We start from the raw sequence: 22082 nt of genomic DNA on the forward strand, positions 1-22082 counted from the left end.
GTTGCCGGTTTCCGGTTTTCTTTTGGCAAGGGCGGGGGCTTCCTGATGGAATGGGAGGCACCCGCCCTTGTGCTTTCTGCCGCACCCTATGGCGAGGGCAGCGCCATCGTGCATGTGCTGACCGGCGAGCACGGCCTTTATCACGGCCTTGCCCGTGGCGGCTCGTCAAGCCGGGGGTGCGCGGTCTGGCAGACCGGCAACCTGGTGCGCGCGCGCTGGGTGGCGCGGCTGTCCGAGCAGCTGGGCAATATCTCGGCCGAGGTGGTGCATGCATCCGCCGCGCGCATTCTTGATGACCCGCTGCCGCTGGCCATGCTGGCGTCGCTATGCGCGCTGGCCGATGGCTGCCTGCCCGAGCGCGAGCCGCATCCCGCCATCTTTCAGGGGCTGGCCAGCCTGCTGGCGCGCATCAGCCTCGACCCGCACTGGGCCGTGGCCGAGGCCATGCCTGAAATCGTGCGCTGGGAACTGATGCTGCTCTCCGATCTGGGCTTCGGCCTCGATCTGGGCCACTGCGCCCTTGGTGGCCCGGATGATGACCTGCGCTGGGTCTCGCCGCGCACGGGGCGCGCGGTATCGGACGACCGGGCAGGGGAATGGCGCCACCGCCTGCTGCCGCTGCCCCGCTTCGTGCAGCACCCGGGTGAAATCGGCACCCCGCAGGACTGGTATGACGGCCTGCGCCTGACCGGGCATTTCCTGCAACGCGATGCGTTTGGCCAGCGCCACCGCCCGGTGCCCGAGGCCCGATTCAGGCTGCAAGACCTGATCGCGCGCGCAGCCGGTATTGCACCCTTAGCACCCCCGGCAGAGACCCCGCCCGCCCCGCCGGGCTGATACACCATTGGACAAACCGTAAAGTTTCGCTATCTGTTCACCTGCGGGAGGAAGATTGCATGCCTGTGGACCCAACAGTCGGCCATATTGAAGATACCAAGCTGGCCGATGCGCTGAGCCAGCGCTACCTGGCCTATGCCATGTCGACCATCATGTCGCGCTCGCTGCCCGATGTGCGCGACGGGCTGAAGCCCGTGCACCGGCGCATGATCTACGCCATGCAGCAGCTCAAGCTTGACCCCACGGCGGGCTTCAAGAAATGCGCCCGCGTGGTGGGTGACGTGATCGGTAAATACCACCCGCATGGCGATGCCTCGGTCTATGAGGCGCTGGTAAGGCTGGCGCAGGATTTTGCCGTGCGCTACCCGCTGGTGGAAGGGCAGGGTAATTTCGGCTCGATCGATGGCGATAACGCCGCCGCCATGCGCTACACCGAATCCCGCCTGACTGCCGTGGCCAAGGCCCTGCTTGAAGGCATTGACGAGGACAGCGTCGATTTCCGCCCCACCTATGATGGTGAGGAGCAGGAGCCGGTCGTGTTGCCCGCTGCCTTCCCCAACCTGCTGGCCAACGGGGCGGCGGGCATTGCCGTGGGCATGGCCACCTCCATCCCGCCGCATAACGTAGGCGAGATCTGTTCGGCAGCCCTTGCGCTGATCCGCAAGCCATCCACCACCACGCTTGAGCTGCTTGAGCACATGCCGGGACCGGATTTTCCCACCGGCGGCGCCATTGTGGAGGATCGCGACGCCATCGCCCGCGCGTATGAGACCGGGCGCGGCTCCTTTCGCATCCGCTCGAAGTGGGACGTGGAACAGGGCCGGTTCGGCACATGGCATATCGTGGTGACCGAGATCCCGTATCAGGTGCAGAAATCACGCCTGATCGAGCAGGTGGCCGACCTTATGGAGCAAAAGAAGCTTCCGCTCCTGGCCGATATCCGTGATGAAAGCACCACCGACATCCGCCTGGTGCTCGAGCCCAAGTCACGCGGCATCGAGCCTGCCGTGCTGATGGAAACGCTGTTCCGCGCCACCCAGCTTGAAAGCCGCTTTGGCCTGAACATGAACGTGCTCGGCGCCGATCAGGTACCCGGCGTGCGCAGCCTGAAGGACGTGCTGCAGGCCTGGCTCGACCACCGCCATGACGTGCTGCTGCGCCGCAGCACCAACCGGCTGCAGGCGGTCAACCGGCGGCTGGAAATTCTTGATGGCTTCCTTGCCGTCTATCTCAACCTTGATGAGGTCATCCGCATCGTGCGCGAGGAGGATGATGCCAAGGCAGCGCTGATGGCTACTTTCAGCCTGACGGAACTGCAGGCGGATTCCGTGCTCAACATGCGCCTGCGCAGCCTGCGCCGGCTGGAGGAAATGGAAATCCGCGCCGAGCATGCCAAGCTGAGCGCGGAAAAGCAGTCCCTGCAGGACCTGCTGGGCCAGGAAGGGCTGCGGTGGAAGCGCATCGCAGCCGAAATCAGGGACATCCAGAAGAACTTTGGCAGTGGCGCGCTTGGTGCCCGGCGCAGCACGCTGGCCGAGCCGCCGCCCGAGATCGATGTGGAAGCCGCCCTGCCGGTCGAGCGCGATCCGCTGACGGTCATCCTGTCACAAAAGGGCTGGATCCGCACCGTGCGCGGCCACGGGCAGGACCCGCAGGCCCTCAAGTTCAAGGAAGGCGACGGGCCGGGCATGGCGGTGGAATGCCACAGCAACGACCGGCTATGCGTGTTCGCCACCGATGGCCGCGCCTTTACGCTGCGCGTGGCCGACCTACCGCGTGGCCGGGGCGATGGCCAGCCGCTGCGCCTGCTGATCGACCTGTCGAATGACGAGGACATCATCACCATGTTCCCGGTTGATGACAGCGCAAAGCGCCTGCTGGCCTCAAGTGCCGGGCGCGGCCTCGTGGTGACGGAATCCGCCATGACGGCGGAAAAGCGCACCGGCAAGCAGGTGCTGAACCTCAAGGAAAACGAAAGCGCGCTGGTCTGCGCGCCTGCTGGCGGCGATCATGTGCTGGTACTGGGGCAGAACAGGCGCATGCTGGTCTTCCCGCTTGATCAGTTGCCCGAAATGACGCGCGGCCTTGGCGTGATCTTGCAGAAATACAAGGAAGGTGGCCTGCGTGACGTTGTGGTGTTCACGGCGGCAACCGGCCTGGCCTGGCCCGACCCCAACCGTACCCGCCCCTTTGCTGATGTAAAGGAGTATCTGGGCAAGCGCGCCGATACCGGCAAACCGGCCCCCACCTGGGCCACCCGCAAGCCAAAGGGCTGAAAAGAGAACAGCTTCAGGGAACGCCGCCTGTGCCCAAACAGGCGGCGTCTTACTTTTTATCCATACCCGGTTGCGGCGGATGGAACAGGTCATCGGGCAGGAAGGCGCTGTCCTGCGGCTGCGCGGCATCAGGCTGGCTCAGGTCCAGGTCATGCCACACGCCGCGCGTCATGATCTGGGCGGGGCGGAAACGGGCCTTGTAGGCCATCTTGTGGCTCTCGCTGATCCAGTAGCCCAGATACAGATAGGGCAGGCCCAGCGCGCGGGTATATTCGATCAGTTGCAGCACCGCGAACGTGCCCAGCGAGCGCGCGGGCATGCCGGGCTCAAAAAAATCGTAAACGGCGGACAGCCCATCATCAAGCTGGTCGACAAGCGCCACGCAGACCAGTCGGGCCGCCGCGTCACGGAACTCGATCATGAAGGTCTCGACCGTCGTATCCTCGATCATGGCGCGGTAATCGGGGAAGGTCATGGAGGCCATGTCGCCGCCGTCATGCCGGGTGGCCTGATAGGCGCTGAACAGGTTGAACTGCTCGGGTGTGGCATGGGGCGGCACGCGTGCGCTGCATAGCCCCTTGTTGCGCGCGAGCACACGGCGCTGCGTGCGGCCGGGCGCAAAGCGGGCCACCGGCACGCGGATGGGCGTGCAGGCGGTGCAGTTGGCGCAGACTGGGGCATAGGCAATGGTGTGGCTGCGCCTGAACCCCGCGCGTGACAGCCGGTTATGGAACGGCACGGCCTCGGGGCCGCCAATTTCGGTCACGACCTTGCGCTCCATGCGCCCCGGCAGGTAGGGGCAGGGCATGGGGGCGGTGGTATAGAACAGTTGTGGGTGCCGTGGCGATGTGTAGGTCATGCGCTCTCCACCAGCCGGAAAACGGAAAAAAGGCAGCCCCGCAACCGGAAAGACAGACTGCCCGTATGCTTATACGGTTACCATATCTCCCCGGTTGCAGGCATCAACTATCCGGCGGCAGGCAAAAGAGCGCTTTCCGGCCGGATCAGGCGCGCAGCAGGCGGGCCGCATCTAGTGCAAAATAGGTCAGCACGCCGTTTGCGCCCGCGCGGCGGAAGGCCATCAGGCTCTCCAGGATCACGCGGTCACGGTCGAGCCAGCCATTCTGTATGGCGGCCATCAGCATCGCGTATTCGCCCGAGACCTGATAGGCGAAGGTCGGCACCGCGAATTCCTGCCGCACGCGCGCGATCACGTCCAGATACGGCATGCCGGGCTTGACCATGACCATGTCGGCGCCCTCGAGCAGGTCCTGCGCCACTTCGCGCAGGGCTTCATCGCTGTTGGCGGGGTCCATCTGGTAGGTCTTCTTGTCGCCCTTGAGCAGGCCGCCCGAGCCCAGCGCATCACGGAAGGGGCCGTAGAAGGCGCTGGCATATTTGGCGGCGTAGGACATGATGCGGGTATTGACCAGCCCGCCGGCATCGAGGGCCGTGCGGATGGAGCCGATGCGCCCGTCCATCATGTCGGACGGGGCGATGATATCAATGCCCGCCGCAGCCTGGTTGACCGCCTGCGTGGTCAGGATTTCCACCGAGGGGTCGTTGACCACGTAACCATCCTCGATCAGCCCGTCATGGCCGTGGCTGGTATAGGGGTCGAGCGCCACATCGCCGATCAGGCCGATTTCGGGGAATTCCTTTTTCAGCAGGCGGGCGGCGCGGCACATCAGGTTGTCGGGGTTGGTGGCCTCGGTCCCGGCTTCGTCACGCAGGCTGGCGGGGGTGATGGGAAACAGGGCGAGGGCAGGGATGTCCAGCTTCGCTGCCGGTTCGACATGGGCTGCCAGCCTGTCAAGGCTGACACGCTGCACGCCAGGCATGGAGGACACGTCGGTTACGGAATTGGTGCCCTCGGTCACGAAGATCGGCCAGATCAGGTTATCGGTCGAAAGCGTGTTTTCAGTAACGAGGCGCCGGGTGAACCGGTCATGCCGGTTACGCCGCAGCCTTACATGGGGAAACTGACCGATGCTCATCCAATCCAACTCCAGTGAGGTAATGGGAGCCCGACTATGAGCCGCCCGCAGCCTCGTGCCAAATTATGATGCGGTAACACTCACTCGCCATCATGCATGGCAGGCATGTCCCGGCCCAGCCTGCTGTGCCGCATGCCGTACAGCCCATAGACCACCAGCCCGATCGCCAGCCACACCACCAGCCGCAGCCAGGTCAGCCCATCAAGCGAGACCATGACCGCCAGGCAACTGGCAATGCCCGCAACCGGCACGACCATGCCACCGGGCACGCGGAACACGCGCGGGCGGTCGGCCTCGCGCACGCGCAGCACCATCACGCCCACGCACACGATGACAAAGGCCAGCAGCGTGCCGATCGAGGTCATGTTGGCCAGTTGCGTAATGGGCAGGAAGGCGGCCATGATCCCGGTCACCACCATGAAGAACAGGTGGCAGGCCACCGGCGTGCCCCAGCGCGCATGCGTGCGGCCGAACATGGGCGGCAGCAGCCCGTCGCGTGACATGGCGAAGAACACCCGGCTCTGCCCCAGCAGCATGAGCAGCATGACCGACAGGAACCCGCAGATCACCCCCACCTTCACGGCGGCCTTGAGCCAGACAAAGGGGGTCTGGTCGATGGCGGTGGCCACGGGGGCGGCATCACCTGCAAGGTCGCGGTAATTGACCAGCCCCGTCAGCACGAACGAGAAGGTGATGTAGACCAGCGTGCAGATGGCCAGCGTGCCCATGAGGCCGATGGGCATGGCGCGGCCGGGGTTGCGGGTTTCCTGCGCCACGGTGGAGATCGCGTCGAACCCCAGATAGGCGAAGAACACCAGCCCCGCGGCCCGCATGATGCCCGACAGCCCGTAATGCCCGAATTCGCCGGTGTTGGGGGGGATGAAGGGCGTGTAGTTCGCGGTCCTGATATAGGGCAGGCCAAAGCCGATCACGGCGGCGATGATGACCAGCTTGACCACCACGATCACGCCGTTGAGCCGCGTGGATTCGGAAATGCCGCGCATGAGCAGGGCGGAAAGGGCCACGATGATGAACACGGCAGGCAGGTTGGCCAGGCCATGCACCGGCTGGCCACCCGCCATGCCCACCACCTCGAACGGCGAGGCCATGAAGCGGGGATCGATATGGATGCCCCAGCCCTCCAGCAGCGAGCGCATGTAGCGCGCCCAACTGACCGACACGGCAGAGGCGCCAACCGTATATTCAAGCACCAGATCCCAGCCGATGATCCAGCCCGCCAGTTCCCCCAGCGCGGCATAGGCATAGACATACGCACTGCCTGCCGAGGGGATCATGCCCGCAAGCTCGCCGTAGCACAGCCCCGCAAAGGCGCAGGCAATGGCCGCAACGGCAAAGGACAGGATCACCGCAGGCCCCGCATTGTTGCCCGCGGCAATGCCGGTAAGCGAGAACAGGCCCGCCCCGATGGTGCCGCCCACGCCCAGGGTCAGCAGGCTGCCAATCCCCAGAACACGTTTCAGCCCCGCGTCACGCACCGGGGCGCCGACAGGCAGCCTGCGCAGCAATGCGCGCCTGATGTCCGCGTTCATTGGGGCACGCCGGTCATGGCGCAGGGGGATGCATGGGGTGCAACAACAGTCAAATCAGCCTCTCCCGGTCATTTTGGCGTTGTCTAAACGCCACGATATGGCGCACATAGCAGGCCTGTCCCCATAGGTGTCATGTCCGTTTGCCCAGCCGGAAATGACAGACGATAAATTGATGGAGAACCATACCGGTGCCGGACCCTATCAGCCAGAGTGACCTCAAGCAGTTTTTCCGCGCCCCCCTGACCGAAGCCGACCCCGATGTCGCCGCCATGATCGGGGCGGAACTGGTGCGTCAGCGCGACGGGATCGAACTGATCGCCAGCGAGAACATGGTCTCGGCCGCCGTCATGGCCGCGCAGGGCAGCGTCCTGACCAACAAGTATGCCGAAGGCTATCCCGGTCGCCGCTATTATGGCGGCTGCGTGGAAGTGGACAAGGTCGAGACCCTGGCCATCGAGCGCGTGAAGAAGATGTTCGGCGCCGAATTCGCCAACGTGCAGCCCCATTCCGGCGCCAACGCCAACCAGGCGGCGTTCATGGCCATGGTCAAGCCGGGCGATACCGTGATGGGCATGAGCCTTGCCGCCGGTGGCCACCTGACGCATGGCGCGGCCCCGAACTATTCGGGCAAGTGGTTCAACGCGGTGCAGTACGGCGTGCGCAAGCAGGACGGCCTGCTGGACTACGAGGAAATGGAGCGCCTGGCGCGCGCCGAGAAGCCGAAGCTGATCGTGGCCGGTGGCTCCGCCTATCCGCGCATCATCGACTTCGCCCGCTTCCGCGCCATTGCCGATGAGGTGGGTGCCTACCTGATGGTGGACATGGCGCATTTCGCGGGCCTTGTGGCCGCCGGGCTGTATCCCTCGCCGGTGCCGCATGCGCATGTCGTGACCTCGACCACGCACAAGACCCTGCGCGGCCCGCGTGGCGGCCTGATCCTGACCAACGATGCCGACCTGGCCAAGAAGATCAACTCCGCCGTGTTCCCCGGCCTGCAGGGCGGTCCGCTCATGCATGTCATCGCGGGCAAGGCGGTCGCATTTGGCGAGGCGCTGCGCCCCGACTTCAAGACCTATCAGGAAGCCGTGGCCAGCAATGCCCGCATCCTGGCCGAAACACTGGTCAAGGCTGGCTTTGACATCGTGACCGGCGGCACCGACTGCCACCTGATCCTGGTCGACCTGCGCCCCAAGGGCGTTACGGGCCGCGCCGCCGAGCGTGCGCTCGAGCGCGCGGGCATTACCGCCAACAAGAACGCCATTCCCTTCGACCCCGAGAAGCCTGCCATCACCTCGGGCATCCGCCTTGGCAGCCCGGCGGCCACCGCACGTGGCTTTGGCGCGGCCGAGTTCCATGAAATCGGCCTGATGATCGACGAAGTGCTGACCGCCCTTGCCAAGACACCGGGTGAGGAAGGCTGCGAGAAGACCGAGCAGGCCGTGCATGCCCGCGTCAAGGCGCTGTGCGCGCGCTTCCCCATCTACGCCTGAGCATGGGGCCCGCCCCGGTCAATGGGGCGGGTTTTACTCCGGGCTGCGGGCAGCGTGGGCAAAGCGCACCGCCGTATGTCCGCGCGCGGGGCGCAAATTGGGCATGACCAGCATGCACCGGTCATAGGGCGTGCGGATCTCGTCACGCCCGTCATGCGCGACCAGCGTGCCCCGTGCCGGCAGCACCTGCCCACCATGGAACGGCGCGACGAACCGGAACGCCCCGGTGCGCGCCGTGACCACATTGGTCACCACCATAGTGCGTCGCGCCGTGGGCGCATCCGGCACGGGCACTCCGCAGCATGGCCCGATCAGGGAGAGCACGGCCTGCATGGCGCGGGCAACCGTGCTGTCATGCCAGTGCTGGCCGGCCTCAAGCAGGCAGGCGGCGGCGGGACCATCATCGCTGAAGCGGGGGTGGTCGATCAGCCTGCAACCGCTGCGGTGCCCCTGATCGGCCACGGCTGTTTCCACCCCGCTGACATGCCGCGCCATCTGCCGCCCCGGCGCGGACAGCCCCGACAGGATCAGCGGATCGCCCGGCCACAGCATGGAATGCAGGTCGAGCAGCCTGTCCGCCGTCAGGATAACGGGCAGCAGCATCCGCGCGCGGTCGATTTCATGGGCGGAGCGCGAACCGGCCAGCGTGGCGGGCGACCAGACGCGGTTCATGTCTTCCTCTACGCAGCGTGCCCTTACGGGGTCGCGCGGGTCGAAGAGGTCCATGGCCTCGGGGTTGGCGAATATGAAGGACAGGCGGCCCGAGCGCGGGCGGATGCGCATGCGCAGCAGGCGGTCGAGCACGATGGCGCCCGAGAACTCATTGCCGTGAATGAGGCTGACGCACACGATATGCGGCCCCGGCCTGCGCCCCTCGTAATGCATGACGCCGGGAATGCCGCAATTGCCCGCCCGCCATGGCGTGATGTCGGGCGGAGCAAGGTCAACCCGCCACCGGGGCAAGGGCTGGGCTGGCGGGGGAAGGCGATCAAGGAACAGGCTCGGACGCGCCACGCGCACCGGCAGCGGCGTTTCATCCGGCCCGCATGTCATGCCCAGTGCAGCCCGCCGGGGCGCAGGCTGGGCCCTTTACGGTACAGGCCGGAAACGGGCATGGCATCGTGCTTCATCATGCCAGCAGTTTATCCGGCCCGCCTGCCACGGCAAGGCCACCACCACGCCCGGAGCATGACAAATGCATGACGGCGCGCAGACTTACTCCGGCAGTGTTGCGATACGGATACGCTGGCCGGTCAGGCGTTCGATGTCCTTGAGTGCCTGCCGTTCCTCGGGTGCGCACAGGGCCACGGCCATGCCGCGCCGGCCCGCGCGCGCCGTGCGGCCGATGCGGTGCACATAGGCTTCGGCCGGGGCGGGGATGTCATGATTGATGACCAGGGCGATGTCATCAATATCGATTCCACGCGCCATTACGTCGGTTGCCACCAGCACGCCCACGCGGCCCTGACGGAAATCACGCAGCATGCGCTCGCGCCGGGCCTGCGAATGATCGCCATGGATGGCGACGGCGGGCGTAAGCGCCGAGACCGCGCGGGCAATGGCATCCGCCTCGTGGCGCGTGCGCACGAAGATCATCACGCGCTGCATGCCGTATTGCCGCAGGCAGGCCAGCGTGGCCTCCGCCTTGTGGCGCATCGGCACGAAAATGGCATATTGCGCAATGCGGGGCGCTGGGGCCTGTTCGGCCTCCATGCTCACGCGCACGGGCTTGTGCAGCAGGCGGGCGGCAAGGTCGGCCATGGCGGGTGGCAGCGTGGCCGAAAAAAGCAGCGTCTGGTGGCGTGGGGGCAGGGCTGTGGCGAGGGCCAGCATGTCCTCGGCAAAATTGGGGTCGAGCATGCGATCGGCCTCATCGAGCACGAACTGCGTGATGGTGGACAGGTCCAGCTCACCCCCGCGCGCAAGGTCGATCACCCGCCCCGGCGTGCCAACCACGATGGCGACGCCCTCGGCCAGCGTCTTCGCCTGCGCTGCGCGCGCCGTGCCGCCGGTGGCCTGGAGCGCGCGCAGCCCGCTGCCGCGCGCAAGGCCACGCAGCACGCCTGCCGTCTGGCCCGCAAGCTCACGCGTGGGCGAAAGGATCAGGCAGCGCACGCGGCTGTTATCGGCGCTGCCCTCCACGCCGCCGCCGTGCATCAGCGCGGACAGGAGCGGGGCGGCGAAGGCGATGGTCTTGCCGCTGCCGGTGCTGGCGAGGGCCTCCACATCCCGGCCCGCCACGATGGGGGGAATGACCGCGTTCTGGATCGCGGAAGGTTGGTGCAGGCCCATGCGGGCCAGTGCTGCCACCACGCGGCCATCAAGCCCCATGCCGGAAAATGTCGGTTCTGTCTCGCTCATTGCTGCCCCATAGCGCGGGTAAGCCCGCGACAAAAGGGGCAGGGCATTGACGGCCTGCGCCTTGTCGCGCCAGATGAGGGCATGCAAGCCCCCTTACGCCCCGCAACCGTCATCGCACCAGACCTTGCGGGCATGCGTTCGCAAACCTTTGGCCTGGCGCAGCGCGCGGGCCTTGCGCCCACCCTGCATGCCCTGGCGCCACGCGGCCTGTGGCGGCACCTGCCCGCCGCCTGGTGGCCCGTACCCCTGCGCGCCATACAGCCGCTCGGCCTGCCCGATACGTATCGCGACAACCCGGTCATCACCATAGGCGGCAGCGGGGGCGCGGTGGGGGCGGCGCTCAAGCGCGAAGGGGCCTGCGTGATCCAGGTGCAGAACCCCCGCCTTTCACCCGCGCGGTTCGATCTGGTCATTGCCAACCACCATGACCGGCTGCGTGGCCCCAATGTCGTGCTGACGCGCACGGCGCTGCATGGCGTCACCCCGGCGCTGCTGGCGCAGGCGCGGCAGGAATGGGCCCCCCGGCTGGCGCACCTGCCCCGCCCGCTGGTCGCGGTGCTGGTGGGTGGCGGCAACGGGCGTTTCCGCCTTGGCCCGGCGGAAGGGGCTGCCCTGGCGGCTGACCTTGCCGCCATGATGCGACGCGACCGCGTGGGCCTTGCACTCACCCCCTCGCGCCGCACCGACCCGGCCGTGTGCCGTGAACTGCAACGCGCCCTTGCCGGCCCCGATGCATGGGTGTGGGACCAGACCGGCCCCAACCCCTATCTGGGCCTGCTGGCCTGCGCCGATGCGATTGTGGTGACGACGGACAGCGTTTCCATGATATCAGAGGCAGTTGCGACCTCCGTGCCGGTCATGGTGGCGGCACTGCCGGGCCGGTCGCGGCGCATCGGGCATTTTGTGCGTGAACTCGAACTGGCCGGCCGCATCCGCCCCTTTGCCGGGCGGCTGGAAACATGGGGGGTCACGCCCCTTGACGATACCGAACTGGCGGCGCAGGCCGTGCGGCAGTACTGTGGCCTGCCACCCCTAGCCTGAACACCCTCCCGCCCGCACCAAAGTGGAACAAGACGGCACCCATGCTTGGCATTCGTACCTTTGACCCGCGCACCGGCGGCAATATGGCCTACCGGGCCCTGACCCATCCGCTCGCTGCCGGAAAACTGACCACCCTGAACCGCGAACTGGCCCAGGCCGGTCTCGTGGCGATCTATGACCCGCATGGCATGGCAGAAACCATTCTGCCCCTGCTGCCCGTGCTGCTACAGGTTGCGGGGCTGTATACCCATGATTCACTCAGGGTGGGGCAGCCCTGCTGCGGGCAGGAGCTGCGCGCGCTGGCCGACCTGCCCGCCAGCACGGCCACGACCGTGTGGGCGCTGGATTTTGCATCTGGCGTAATGGAGAACCGCCTGGCGGGCCTCATGCCGCCCGGCGGCACGCTGCACACGCTGGCCCCGGTGCGCCTGCCGCAGGATATGCTCTCGGTCGGGCATCATTATCTTGACCGGCTCAATTTCGGCACCAATTTCGCTTTCTTCCGCGAAACAGGGGAATTTTCCACCCGTCTGGTCACGGCCAATTACTGGGCCCGCTATGGCGCGCGCAATGTCAGGCTGTGGTTGCGGCTGTTTGATGAGAACGGCTGCGTGCTGCACACCTGGGAGCAGCCCGTGCCCAAGGGCGAGCAGGCCATCGTGCTTGATAGCGCCGAGATCCGCCAGCGCTTCGGCCTGCCCGCGTTTACCGGCCAGCTTTTCATCCACGCCATCGGCATCGCAGGCCACGACGTGGTGAAATACGCGCTGGAAACACGGGGCAAGGGGGCCAATGCCAGCCTGTCGGTCACGCATGATGCCAATGCCTGGCCTGCCAACCGCTATGCCAACCTGCCTGCCCCCACACCGGGCGAGGACGTGGTGCTCTGGGTGCAGAACAGCCACGACCTGAGCATTCCTGCAGGCGCCATGACGCTCAACCGCATGGGGTGTGATGAACAGGTAGCCATCGACCGGACGCTGGCTCCATACCAGACGCTGGCGGTGCATGTGCGCGACATGCTGCCCGATCTGGCCTGGCCGGCACAGGTTGAATTCCGCGCAGGCGGCTATGTGGTGCGCCCGCGTTATGAGGTGACGCGGGCTGCCCGCACCCGCATCGCGCACCTCAACGTACAGCGCGCCGATTTGCAGCCCGATCCCGGCATTGCGGAACTGGACCCGCGTTTTTTCGGGCGGGGCTATCTGCTGCCATTCCCCGTGCCCGACCCGGCGCGTTACCGCACGCTGGTCGTGCCCGCCCCCATGGCGGAAAGCCTGACAAGCCTGCCCGTGCGCGTGGACTGCTTTGACCGGCGCGGGCAGGCCGGGGCCGCGCGGTTCATGGGCAATCTGGGGCGCGACCATGCCAGCGTGCTGGATGCGGGCGAACTCGCAGGCGGGGCGGGACATGCCGAACTCGTCTATGATTTCCGCGAAGGCGGGCAGGCGGATGGCTGGCTGCATGCCCTGATCCGCTATGAGGACCGCATGAGCGGCCATGTGGCCGAGACCAGCTTTGGCGCGCATATCTTCAACACCGCCATGACCTATCGCGGGGAGCCGCAATCCTATGCCGGGCCGCCGCCGGGGCTTTCCACAAGGCTGTTCCTGACGGCAGCGCTGCATGAACCCTACAGTTTCTGCATGCTGATCTATCCGGCATCGGGGTTGTGGCATGCCGTGTCGGACACGCGGCTTACGCTCCATGCCGCCCATGGCGCGATCATGGCTCAGGAACACGTCGCCATTCCCCAATCCGGCTCGTGCGAAATCTGGCCGCATGAAGTATTCGGGCGCGCCGCGCTGGAAATTGCGGGCGAGGGGGCCTATGTCATCATCCGTGACACGACCTGCCGCCTGTTTGGCTATCATGGCCGCAGGACCGGGGACGGACGGTTTTCAATCGACCATATGTTCGGGTTCTGAACGGGGCCGTCATCGTAGGTGGATGGACAGGCGTGGGGCGTAGGGCGTGGGGCGTGGGGCGTGCGCCTGCCTGAGCGGCCCGTATGCAATGAACCGGCCCATCGCCGGCATGGAGGAAGACCGACCGCACCATGATCGTACAGGACACCAATTTCTTCTGTGACATGCCCAACGACATGAAATACCTGCGCGACCGCAACCCGCCGCAGAATTTTCTTGAGCAGAACATGATCTTTGTCCTGCCCGAGCGGCTGCGCAAGTTCCGCCGCAACCTGTTTCATGTCCGGCGCACCCAAGCCGATGCCACCGCCTATGCGCCGCTGTTCAGGGTGCGCTGCATCACCGAACGCGAACCGGTGCCCGAAGGGTATGACGGCCCGTTTGATGTCTTTCCGTTCTACACCAACCCCACCCGCAAGCGCCGCCGCACGCTTGATTACTACGTGCTGTTCCTGTTTCAGGACAAATTATCTTACGTGAAATGCCGGGATGCGTTGGGGCAGGTGCCGTAAGACAGCGTTTTCAAAGCTTTTTGAAAAAAGCTTTACCAAAAACTTTTATTTCCCGGGGCAGGCGGCCAGACAGGGTCGGCCTGTCTGTATGGCAATGCGCTGCGTGTGCCTTGCCCATCAGGTGAGAAGCGCAACGCAGTATTTATGCTTGAATATTAAGGAGTAAGGCCGGATGGTGGGTGCGACAGGGATTGAACCTGTGACCCCCGCCGTGTGAAGGCGATGCTCTACCGCTGAGCTACGCACCCATCCGCTTCGGTGGGGGTTATTTAGTCCAGCCAGGCAGGGCGCGCAAGAGGGAAAAATCGCTTTCGGGTCATTTTCCACCCGCGCGGCGAAAACGGTAGGCCAGGGCCTCGGCAATATGGCCGCGTTCCACGTCCGGCTGCGCGCCCAGGTCGGCTATGGTGCGGCCCACGCGCAGAAGGCGGGTGAAGCCACGGGCAGAAAGGCGCATTTTTTCAGCGGCCTGCACGGCAAAGTCACGCGCGGATGCGGTGATGCGGAAATCATCGGTCGGGGCCTCGGCATTGCGGGCCGCACCCTGACGGGCCTGCTGGCGGGCCACGGCCTCACGCACGCGGGCGGCCACGATGGCGCTGGCCTCGCCACCCCTGAGCTCGGCAATGCGGCTCAATGGCATCGGTTCGACATGCACCGTCATGTCCAGCCGGTCGAGCAGCGGGCCGGACAGGCGGGCCTGATAATCCTCGCCACAGCGCGGCGCCTTGCGGCATTCCTGCGCCGCATCGCCCAGATAACCGCATTTGCACGGGTTCATGGCCGCAATGAGCTGGAAGCGGGCAGGGTAGGTGACATGGGCCGCGGCCCGGGCGATGGAAATGCTGCCGGTTTCCATCGGCTGGCGCAGCACTTCGAGCGCCGAACGCCCGAATTCGGGCATTTCATCCAAAAACAGCACGCCGTGATGCGCCAGACTGACCTCGCCGGGCCGCGCCCTTGCGCCGCCGCCGCTCAGGGCCGCGGGGCTTGAGGAATGATGCGGATCACGGAACGGCGGGCGGCGCACGGGCTGGCCATCCTTGAGCAGGCCGCCAATGCTGTGAATGCGGCTGATCTCCAGCATTTCAACCGCTGTCAGGTCGGGCATGATGCCGGGCAGGCGGGCGGCCAGCATGGATTTGCCAGCACCTGGCGGCCCGACCATGAGCAGCGAATGGCGGCCCGCGGCGGCAATTTCCAGTGCGCGGCGCGCGGTTTCCATGCCGCGGATGTCAGCCAGGTCGGGCAGGGCACTCAGGTCTTCCGGCGCGATGGGGGGCAGTTCGACCGGCTCGATCACCTGCTGGCCGCGCAGATGGTTGAGCAGTTCGGGCAGGGAACGGATGGCGAGGATGTCCATGTCCTCACTGGCCCAGCGGGCCTCGACGCCCTGGGCTGCCGGGCAGATCAGCCCGAGCGACAGGCTCGCCGCGGTCATGGCGGCAGGCAGCACGCCACAGACCGGGTTGACGCCGCCATCAAGCGACAGTTCGCCCAGGGCCGCGTAACGCTGCGCCATGTCACCTGAAAGCAGGCCCATGACCACAAGCAGGGCAAGGGCGATGGGCAGGTCGAAATGCGATCCTTCCTTCATCAGGCTGGCAGGCACCATGTTGACCACAATGCGTTTGGCCGGCAGCGCAAGCCCCATGGCCGACAGGGCCGCGCGCACGCGCTCACGCGATTCATTGATGGCCTTGTCCGGCAGGCCCACGATCAGGAAGGATGGCAGGCCGACGGAAAGCTGGACCTCGACTTTGACAGGAACGGCCTCGATGCCGGAAAATGCAAAACCGCAGATCGATGCGAGCGCCGTATCAGTCATGCATGGATGATGCCGGATTGCGGGCGGTTTGGCCATTATGGAACATGACGAAACGCAATATGGCGAAACCGGCCGGATCATGCGCCGTGGCGTCTCTCACACCCAATTTGTTGGCATAATATTTCTTATAAAACTTTTGGATGCGCGATGAAGAGGGTGCCTGTGCCTGACCTGCCTGCCTTCGCCGTCCCATCCTGTCTGTGCGGTTTTGTGCACGTTTCTGTCCCAACCAGCCGTGTCGTTCTGCTTGTGGCACACAGACCACAGTGATGCGCCGCCCGCACACGGCGCATCACTTTCATCCTTCCCTTAAGCGTCGTGGAACATGTCGAGGTCGCCAAAGCGCGTAAACTCACCTTCGAAGAACAGGTTCACCGTCCCTGTCGGGCCATGACGCTGCTTTTCCAGGATCAGTTCGGCACGGTTATGGGCCAGGTCCATCTTGCGCTGCCACTCCTCCATCGCGGTCTGGTACTTGTCCACTGAGTCGTAGGAGGTTTCCTTGGGCTGGCGCTGCTGGAGGTAGTACTGGTCGCGATAGACGAACATCACCGCATCCGCGTCCTGCTCGATCGAACCGGATTCACGCAGGTCCGACAGCATGGGCCGCTTGTCTTCCCTGCTCTCCACCTGGCGCGAGAGCTGCGACAGCGCAATGACCGGCACCGAGAGTTCCTTGGCCAGCGCCTTGAGCCCCTGCGTGATCATGGAGATTTCGAGCACGCGGTTGTCCGCCTTGGTGCCGACCGAAGGCCGCATGAGCTGCAGGTAATCGACCACCACAAGGCTCAGCCCCTTGGTGCGCGCCAGCCTGCGGCAGCGCGTGCGCATAGCCGAGAGCGTGATGGCGGGCGTATCGTCAATATGCAGCGGCAGTTGCGACAGTTCGCGGCTGACCTGCACAAAGCGGTCGAATTCCTTCTGCACCAGTTCACCACGGCGGATTTTCTCGCCCGACACGCTGGACTGCTCGGACAGGATACGGGTGGCCAACTGCTCGGCCGACATTTCCAGCGAGAAGATGGCCACCGAGCCCTTGGGCTTGGCGTCATCATCCGCCTCACGCGCCGCTACCATGAGCGAGCGCGCGGCGGAGAACGCGATCTTGGTGGCGAGTGCGGTCTTGCCCATGGCGGGGCGTCCGGCAAGGATCAGCAGATCGGAGGGATGCAAGCCGCCGGTTTTCTTGTCAAGGTCACGCAGCCCCGTGGTCAGGCCCACCACGTCGCCGTCGCGGTCAAAGGCATGCTGGGCAATCTTGACCGCGTCGGCCAGCGCGCGGTCAAAGGACAGGAAGCCGCCATCCTGCCCCTTCTCGGTGGCCAGGCGGAACAGCGCCTCCTCGCTGGCGGCGATCTGGTCGGGGCCATCAAGGTCGGGGCGCGCGCCAAAGGCGTTGTTCACCACGTCCTGGCCGATATCGATCAACTGGCGGCGGATCCACGCATCATGGATCACGCGCCCGTAATCGGCGGCATTGATGATGCCGACCATCGATGTCAGCAGCTTGGCCAGATAGGCCGTGCCGCCTACGGGGTCGAGCACGCCGGTATTCTGGAAATAGATGCGCAGCGTGACCGGGTCAGCCAGCTTGCCCTCTTCGATATGCTTGGAAATCGCATCATAGATCTTCCCGTTGATCTCATCGGCAAAATGTGTGCCGGTCAGGAAGTCGGAAACGCGATCATAGGCCTTGTTGTTGGTCAGCAACGCGCCGAGCAGCGCCTGCTCGGCCTGCAGGTTGGCAGGCGGCAGGCGCTGCGACACGCCAAGGAGCGAGTCCGGCTGGCGGGACTCAGCGGGGGGAGGATTCTGGATGGTATTCACCCGGCCTTTCTATCCGATCACGGGGCCGCGCCGGAAGAGATGATTGTGCATGGCCGCGCTGGCAGGCTGCCCGCTCCTGCGGGGCGTAATAAAAAAACATGCCTTCCGCCCGGCCCGGAGCCAGCGCGCGGGGTAGCGCGATTTTTACCCGCGCCCCGCAGGCGCCCGCCTGGCGGCCCCGCAGGCGGGCGGGTTGCCGCATGGGTCTTTTCTGATTAGGCGTCGAAAAATCCTTTCCGTGGAAATATGGTCATGACCCCACTCAACAACACATCCCTGCCCCACCTGCCGCCCGAGATCGTGGTGCCTGCCTATGACCGCAGCAAGGTAACGCCCGGCATCGCGCATATCAGCGTTGGCAACTTCCATCGCGCCCATCAGGCGGTCTATATCGACCGCGTGCTCGCACGCGCGGGCCAGCAGGGCTGGGGCCTGCTGGGCATCGGCCTGATGGAAACCCCGCACGAGGCGCTCAAGGCGCAGGACATGGCCGCACAGGACGGCCTGTATTCCCTGACCGAATGCGCGCCCGACGCGCCGAACGTGGTGCGCGTGATCGGCTCCATTACGGAATATATGTACGCCCCCGCCGACCGGGCCGCCACCATTGCCCGCCTGGCCGATCCCGCTATCCGCATTGTCAGCCTGACCGTGACCGAGGGCGGCTATTACGTTGATGAAAATGGCGTCTTCCCCCTCGATCACCCCGTCATTGCCGAAGACCTCAAGCGCGACGTGCCGCACACGGTGTTCGGCCTGCTGACAGAGGCCCTGCGCCAGCGGCGCGAGAGTGGTGCTGGTCCGTTCACCATCCTGTCATGCGACAACCTGCCCCAGAACGGGCATGTGGCACGCGCGGCCTTCCTTGGCTGGGCGCGGGCGCGTGACGCGGGGCTGGCGCAGTGGATGGAGGAGAACGTCACCTTCCCCTGCACCATGGTGGACCGCATCACCCCCGCCGTGCACCCCGAGGATGTCAAGCGCCTTGATGCGGAAAGCGGGCTTGATGACCGTATCCCCGTTTTCTGCGAGGATTTCATCCAGTGGGTCATAGAGGACAGGTTCTGCGCAGGCCGCCCGGAACTCGATGCCGTGGGCGTGCAGTTTACCGATAATGTCGAGCCCTATGAGGCGGTGAAGCTGCACATGCTCAATGCCTCGCACTCGCTGCTCGGGCTTTCGGGCGTGCTGGCGGGCTACCGTGTTGTCAGCGAGATCATGCTCGACCTCAACGAGGTCGCCCTCGTCGAGCAGTATCTGGCCTTTGATGCCGAGCCCCTGCTGCACGCGCCGCCGGGCATGGCGCTGAGGGAATACGGCAGGCTGCTGCTGCACCGTTTCCGCAACAGGGCGATCAGCGACCAGTTGCTGCGCATTGCCTCTGACAGCACCTCCAAGCTGTCCATGTTCGTCAGGAGCACCGCCATGGGCGTGATCGCCCATCGCCGCCCGGTGGAGCGCATTGCCTTTGTCGTGGCGTGCTATGCGGAATATTTGCGCGGGCGTGATGACAAAGGCACACTCTATGATGTGATCGAGCCACACCTGACCGATGAAGACCGGGTCAAGGCGGCCTCGGCCAATCTTGAAGAGGCGCTGGACATGACCGCCTTTGCGGGCTGGAATTTGCGGGAAAGCGCGGTTTTCGTGCAGCGCTACCTGGCGCTGCGCCAGTCCGTTCGCGACCGGGGAACCCATGTGACGCTGCGTGAGGTTGTATCCGCCGGGGAATAACCATTCAGGGGAAGATTTAACCCCCTGAAATAATACGACACACGTTTTATTCATAATGTTGGGCTTGACCTGATGGCGTCTCCTACGTTTTCTCATTGAAAATGTTCGGACTGTATCACGGTAATCAGGAAAACTTATGAATAGCCTCATACGCTCGGCTCCCCTTCTCGCTGCGGCCATTGCCGTGTGCGCCCTGACGGGTCTCTACCTGCTGGGAGGCGGGCTATGGCTGTGTCTCATCGGCGGCTCCTTTTATTATGTCGTCGCGGGTATCTTGCTCCTGGTCACGGCCGTGCTGCTGGCACGGCGGCAGGCCATGGCGCTTACGGTCTATGCCGTGCTCCTGCTCGGCACGATGGTATGGGCAGTGCACGAAGCCGGGCTTGACTTCTGGGCGCTGGCCCCGCGTGGCGATATTCTGGTGCCCATCGGCATCGTGCTTGCCCTGCCGTGGGTGACGCGCCACCTGCAGCCTGCCAGCCCCGCCACCCGCCTGCCCCTGCTCGGCGCGATTGGTGCCGCCGTGGTGGTGGTGGGTGCCGCCCTGACACAGGACCCGCAGGATATCGCGGGCAGCCTGCCCCCCGTGGCGCAGAATGCCCCCGAACCGGGTGATGCCCACCAGATGCCCGATGAGGACTGGCAGGCCTACGGCCGCACCCAGTTCGGTGATCGCTTCTCGCCGCTCAAGCAGATCAATGCCAGCAATGTCAGCAAGCTGAAGGTGGCCTGGACCTTCCGCACCGGCGACCTGCGCGGCCCCAATGATCCCGGTGAAATCACCGACGAGGTCACGCCCATCAAGATCCGTGATACGCTCTACCTGTGCACCCCCCACCAGATCCTGTTCGCACTCGATGCGAAGACTGGCCAGCAGCGGTGGAAGTTCGACCCAAAACTGTCCTACAACCCCACTTTCCAGCACCTGACCTGCCGTGGCGTGTCCTATCATGAAGACAGGGCGGATGACGCGCAGGCGAGCGATGGCGCCACAGCCCCGGTCGAGTGCGCGCGCCGCATCTTCCTGCCCACCAATGATGGCCAGCTTTTCGCGCTTGATGCCGCAACCGGCGCGCGCTGTGCCAACTTTGGCAATAACGGCGTGGTGAACCTGCAGGACGGCATGCCGGTCAAGACGCTGGGCTTTTATGAACCCACCTCCCCCCCGGTCGTGACCGATACCACCGTGATCGTGTCCGGCGCCGTGACCGACAACTACTCCACGCATGAACCTTCGGGTGTGACGCGCGGGTTCGACGTGCATACCGGCGCGCTGAAATGGGCGTTCGACCCCGGCAATCCCGATCCGAACGAGATGCCGTCCGAACACCACAGCTTCGTGCCGAATTCCCCCAATTCGTGGATCACGTCTTCCTATGATGCCAGGCTCGATCTGATCTACATCCCCATGGGCGTGCAGACACCCGATATCTGGGGCGGCAACCGCGGTGCGGATGCCGAGCGCTATGCAAGCTCCATCGTGGCGCTCAACGCCACCACCGGCAGGCTGGTCTGGTCCTACCAGACCGTGCACCACGACCTGTGGGACATGGACATCCCCGCCCAGCCCAGCCTGGTCGATATCCGCAACGCGCAGGGCGAGGTCATTCCCACCCTGTATGCTCCGGCCAAGACCGGCAACATCTTCGTGCTCGACCGGCGCAATGGCCAGCCCGTGGTGCCCGCGCCCGAGCGCCCCGTGCCGCAGGGGGCAGCCCCTGGCGACCACCTTTCGCCCACGCAGCCCTTCTCGCAGTTGACCTTCCGCCCCAGCAAGCTCCTGACCGATGCCGACATGTGGGGCGGCACGATGTATGACCAGCTTGTCTGCCGCATCATGTTCCATCGCCTGCGCTATGAGGGCACGTTCACGCCGCCTTCGCTGCAGGGCACGCTGGTCTTCCCCGGCAACCTGGGCATGTTCGAATGGGGCGGGCTTGCGGTTGACCCCGTGCGCCAGATCGCGATTGCCAACCCCATCGCCATCCCGTTCGTATCCAGGCTGATCCCGCGCGGGCCGAACAACCCGGCCACACCGGACAAGTCCCTGCCCTCGGGCTCGGAAAGTGGCGTGCAGCCGCAGTTTGGCGTGCCTTATGGCGTTGACCTGCATCCCTTCCTCTCGCCGTTCGGCCTGCCGTGCAAGCAGCCTGCCTGGGGCTACATGTCGGGCATCGACCTGCGCACCAACAAGATCGTGTGGAAGCACCGCAACGGCACGATCCGTGACAGCGCGCCGCTGCCCCTGCCCATCAAGATGGGCGTGCCCAGCCTTGGCGGCCCGCTCACCACGGCCGGTGGCGTGGCCTTCCTCACCTCCACGCTCGATTACTACATCCGCGCCTATGACGTGACGAACGGCCAGGTGCTGTGGCAGGACCGCCTGCCCGCCGGTGGCCAGTCCACGCCCATGACCTATGCGGTTGATGGCAGGCAGTACATCGTCACCGCCGATGGCGGCCACGGATCGTTCGGCACCAAGCTTGGCGACTACATCGTCGCCTACAGCCTGCCTGACGGAAACTGAAGCTGCGCCGGGGAAGGATTTTTTCCTTCCCCGGCTTGACATTGCCCGCCACATCTATATTCACCTGTATATAGATGCTGCTCATACAGGCCACCTTGCGAACCATTATCCACGGTTTTGCAGGGATTTCGTGCATTAAGCAGGAAAACAAATAAGTCTTATCATCGCTTTGAT

Annotated in this window: 15 protein-coding genes and 1 tRNA gene; 8 read left to right on the forward strand and 8 right to left on the reverse strand. The window is 65.1% G+C overall.

All coding sequences use genetic code 11. The features are described 5' to 3' along the window. Window positions 1-45: 45 nt before the first annotated feature. Window positions 46-837, forward strand: coding sequence for a DNA repair protein RecO (recO, locus tag HNW77_RS00565; protein ID WP_172154383.1), 792 nt, complete (start codon window positions 46-48; stop codon window positions 835-837). A 59-nt stretch (window positions 838-896) separates the two neighbouring features. Further along, window positions 897-3113 carry a DNA topoisomerase IV subunit A gene (gene parC / locus HNW77_RS00570; RefSeq protein WP_172154385.1) on the forward strand — a complete coding sequence of 739 codons (2217 nt, stop codon included), beginning with the start codon at window positions 897-899 and terminating at the stop codon, window positions 3111-3113. 49 nt (window positions 3114-3162) lie between these two features. Here the strand turns inward: parC and HNW77_RS00575 are convergent, their stop codons facing one another. The 3 genes from HNW77_RS00575 to HNW77_RS00585 form a co-directional block, all read right to left on the reverse strand. Further along, entirely contained in the window at window positions 3163-3972 is an 810-nt protein-coding gene (locus tag HNW77_RS00575; protein ID WP_172154387.1) for an arginyltransferase, read from the reverse strand. 145 nt (window positions 3973-4117) lie between these two features. Next, a complete protein-coding gene (gene hemB / locus HNW77_RS00580) occupies window positions 4118-5110 on the reverse strand; it encodes a porphobilinogen synthase (protein WP_172154389.1) in 993 nt (330 codons plus the stop codon). Window positions 5111-5190: 80 nt separating this feature from the next. Next, a complete protein-coding gene (locus HNW77_RS00585; RefSeq protein WP_172154391.1) occupies window positions 5191-6660 on the reverse strand; it encodes an amino acid permease in 1470 nt (489 codons plus the stop codon). A gap of 200 nt (window positions 6661-6860) precedes the next feature. Between HNW77_RS00585 and glyA the strand changes: the two genes are divergently transcribed. Next, window positions 6861-8150: a serine hydroxymethyltransferase gene (gene glyA / locus HNW77_RS00590; RefSeq protein ID WP_172154517.1), complete on the forward strand. Its 1290-nt coding sequence runs from the start codon at window positions 6861-6863 to the stop codon at window positions 8148-8150. 33 nt (window positions 8151-8183) lie between these two features. Here the strand turns inward: glyA and HNW77_RS00595 are convergent, their stop codons facing one another. Continuing rightward, the gene (locus tag HNW77_RS00595; protein ID WP_172154393.1) at window positions 8184-9203 is read right to left on the reverse strand and encodes a M14 family metallopeptidase; all 1020 of its coding nucleotides are present in this window, start codon (window positions 9201-9203) and stop codon (window positions 8184-8186) included. Window positions 9204-9365: 162 nt separating this feature from the next. Continuing rightward, window positions 9366-10481, reverse strand: coding sequence for a DEAD/DEAH box helicase (locus HNW77_RS00600; protein WP_172154518.1), 1116 nt, complete (start codon window positions 10479-10481; stop codon window positions 9366-9368). A 111-nt stretch (window positions 10482-10592) separates the two neighbouring features. On the opposite strand from HNW77_RS00600, the gene HNW77_RS00605 reads away from it, so the two are divergent. The 3 genes from HNW77_RS00605 (at window position 10593) to HNW77_RS00615 (ending at window position 13992) form a co-directional block, all read left to right on the forward strand. Continuing rightward, a complete protein-coding gene (locus HNW77_RS00605) occupies window positions 10593-11552 on the forward strand; it encodes a mitochondrial fission ELM1 family protein (RefSeq protein ID WP_172154395.1) in 960 nt (319 codons plus the stop codon). A gap of 41 nt (window positions 11553-11593) precedes the next feature. Further along, on the forward strand, window positions 11594-13480 hold the full coding sequence (locus HNW77_RS00610; protein WP_172154397.1) for a hypothetical protein: 1887 nt from the start codon (window positions 11594-11596) through the stop codon (window positions 13478-13480). Window positions 13481-13611: 131 nt separating this feature from the next. Further along, window positions 13612-13992 (forward strand): hypothetical protein, encoded by a 381-nt coding sequence (locus tag HNW77_RS00615; RefSeq protein ID WP_172154399.1) that lies wholly within the window; start codon window positions 13612-13614, stop codon window positions 13990-13992. A gap of 173 nt (window positions 13993-14165) precedes the next feature. Here HNW77_RS00615 and HNW77_RS00620 read toward each other — a convergent pair. From HNW77_RS00620 to HNW77_RS00630, 3 genes are all read right to left on the reverse strand, one after another. Then, window positions 14166-14240, reverse strand: a tRNA-Val gene (locus tag HNW77_RS00620). 68 nt (window positions 14241-14308) lie between these two features. Then, window positions 14309-15820, reverse strand: coding sequence for a YifB family Mg chelatase-like AAA ATPase (locus HNW77_RS00625; RefSeq protein ID WP_172154401.1), 1512 nt, complete (start codon window positions 15818-15820; stop codon window positions 14309-14311). Between the two features lie 309 nt (window positions 15821-16129). Continuing rightward, complete coding sequence (locus HNW77_RS00630; protein WP_172154403.1) at window positions 16130-17647, reverse strand: replicative DNA helicase; 1518 nt, start codon at window positions 17645-17647, stop codon at window positions 16130-16132. Between the two features lie 252 nt (window positions 17648-17899). Between HNW77_RS00630 and HNW77_RS00635 the strand changes: the two genes are divergently transcribed. Continuing rightward, entirely contained in the window at window positions 17900-19381 is a 1482-nt protein-coding gene (locus HNW77_RS00635; protein WP_172154405.1) for a mannitol dehydrogenase family protein, read from the forward strand. Between the two features lie 136 nt (window positions 19382-19517). After that, window positions 19518-21908, forward strand: a complete 2391-nt coding sequence (locus HNW77_RS00640) for a glucose/quinate/shikimate family membrane-bound PQQ-dependent dehydrogenase (RefSeq protein WP_172154407.1) — start codon at window positions 19518-19520, stop codon at window positions 21906-21908. The last annotated feature ends 174 nt before the right edge of the window (window positions 21909-22082 follow it).

Origin of the sequence: Komagataeibacter melomenusus, from assembly GCF_013155395.1 — a bacterium.
Classification (GTDB): domain Bacteria; phylum Pseudomonadota; class Alphaproteobacteria; order Acetobacterales; family Acetobacteraceae; genus Komagataeibacter; species Komagataeibacter melomenusus.

What these genes read in the sequence shown, in the direction of transcription:
- recO (WP_172154383.1), top strand. Translation starts at nt 46, where the DNA reads ATGGAATGGGAGGCACCCGCCCTTGTGCTTTCTGCCGCACCCTATGGC.
- parC (WP_172154385.1), top strand. Translation starts at nt 897, where the DNA reads ATGCCTGTGGACCCAACAGTCGGCCATATTGAAGATACCAAGCTGGCC.
- HNW77_RS00575 (WP_172154387.1), bottom strand. Translation starts at nt 3,972, where the DNA reads ATGACCTACACATCGCCACGGCACCCACAACTGTTCTATACCACCGCC.
- hemB (WP_172154389.1), bottom strand. Translation starts at nt 5,110, where the DNA reads ATGAGCATCGGTCAGTTTCCCCATGTAAGGCTGCGGCGTAACCGGCAT.
- HNW77_RS00585 (WP_172154391.1), bottom strand. Translation starts at nt 6,660, where the DNA reads ATGAACGCGGACATCAGGCGCGCATTGCTGCGCAGGCTGCCTGTCGGC.
- HNW77_RS00595 (WP_172154393.1), bottom strand. Translation starts at nt 9,203, where the DNA reads ATGACATGCGGGCCGGATGAAACGCCGCTGCCGGTGCGCGTGGCGCGT.
- HNW77_RS00600 (WP_172154518.1), bottom strand. Translation starts at nt 10,481, where the DNA reads ATGGGGCTTGATGGCCGCGTGGTGGCAGCACTGGCCCGCATGGGCCTG.
- HNW77_RS00605 (WP_172154395.1), top strand. Translation starts at nt 10,593, where the DNA reads ATGCAAGCCCCCTTACGCCCCGCAACCGTCATCGCACCAGACCTTGCG.
- HNW77_RS00610 (WP_172154397.1), top strand. Translation starts at nt 11,594, where the DNA reads ATGCTTGGCATTCGTACCTTTGACCCGCGCACCGGCGGCAATATGGCC.
- HNW77_RS00615 (WP_172154399.1), top strand. Translation starts at nt 13,612, where the DNA reads ATGATCGTACAGGACACCAATTTCTTCTGTGACATGCCCAACGACATG.
- HNW77_RS00625 (WP_172154401.1), bottom strand. Translation starts at nt 15,820, where the DNA reads ATGACTGATACGGCGCTCGCATCGATCTGCGGTTTTGCATTTTCCGGC.
- HNW77_RS00635 (WP_172154405.1), top strand. Translation starts at nt 17,900, where the DNA reads ATGACCCCACTCAACAACACATCCCTGCCCCACCTGCCGCCCGAGATC.
- HNW77_RS00640 (WP_172154407.1), top strand. Translation starts at nt 19,518, where the DNA reads ATGAATAGCCTCATACGCTCGGCTCCCCTTCTCGCTGCGGCCATTGCC.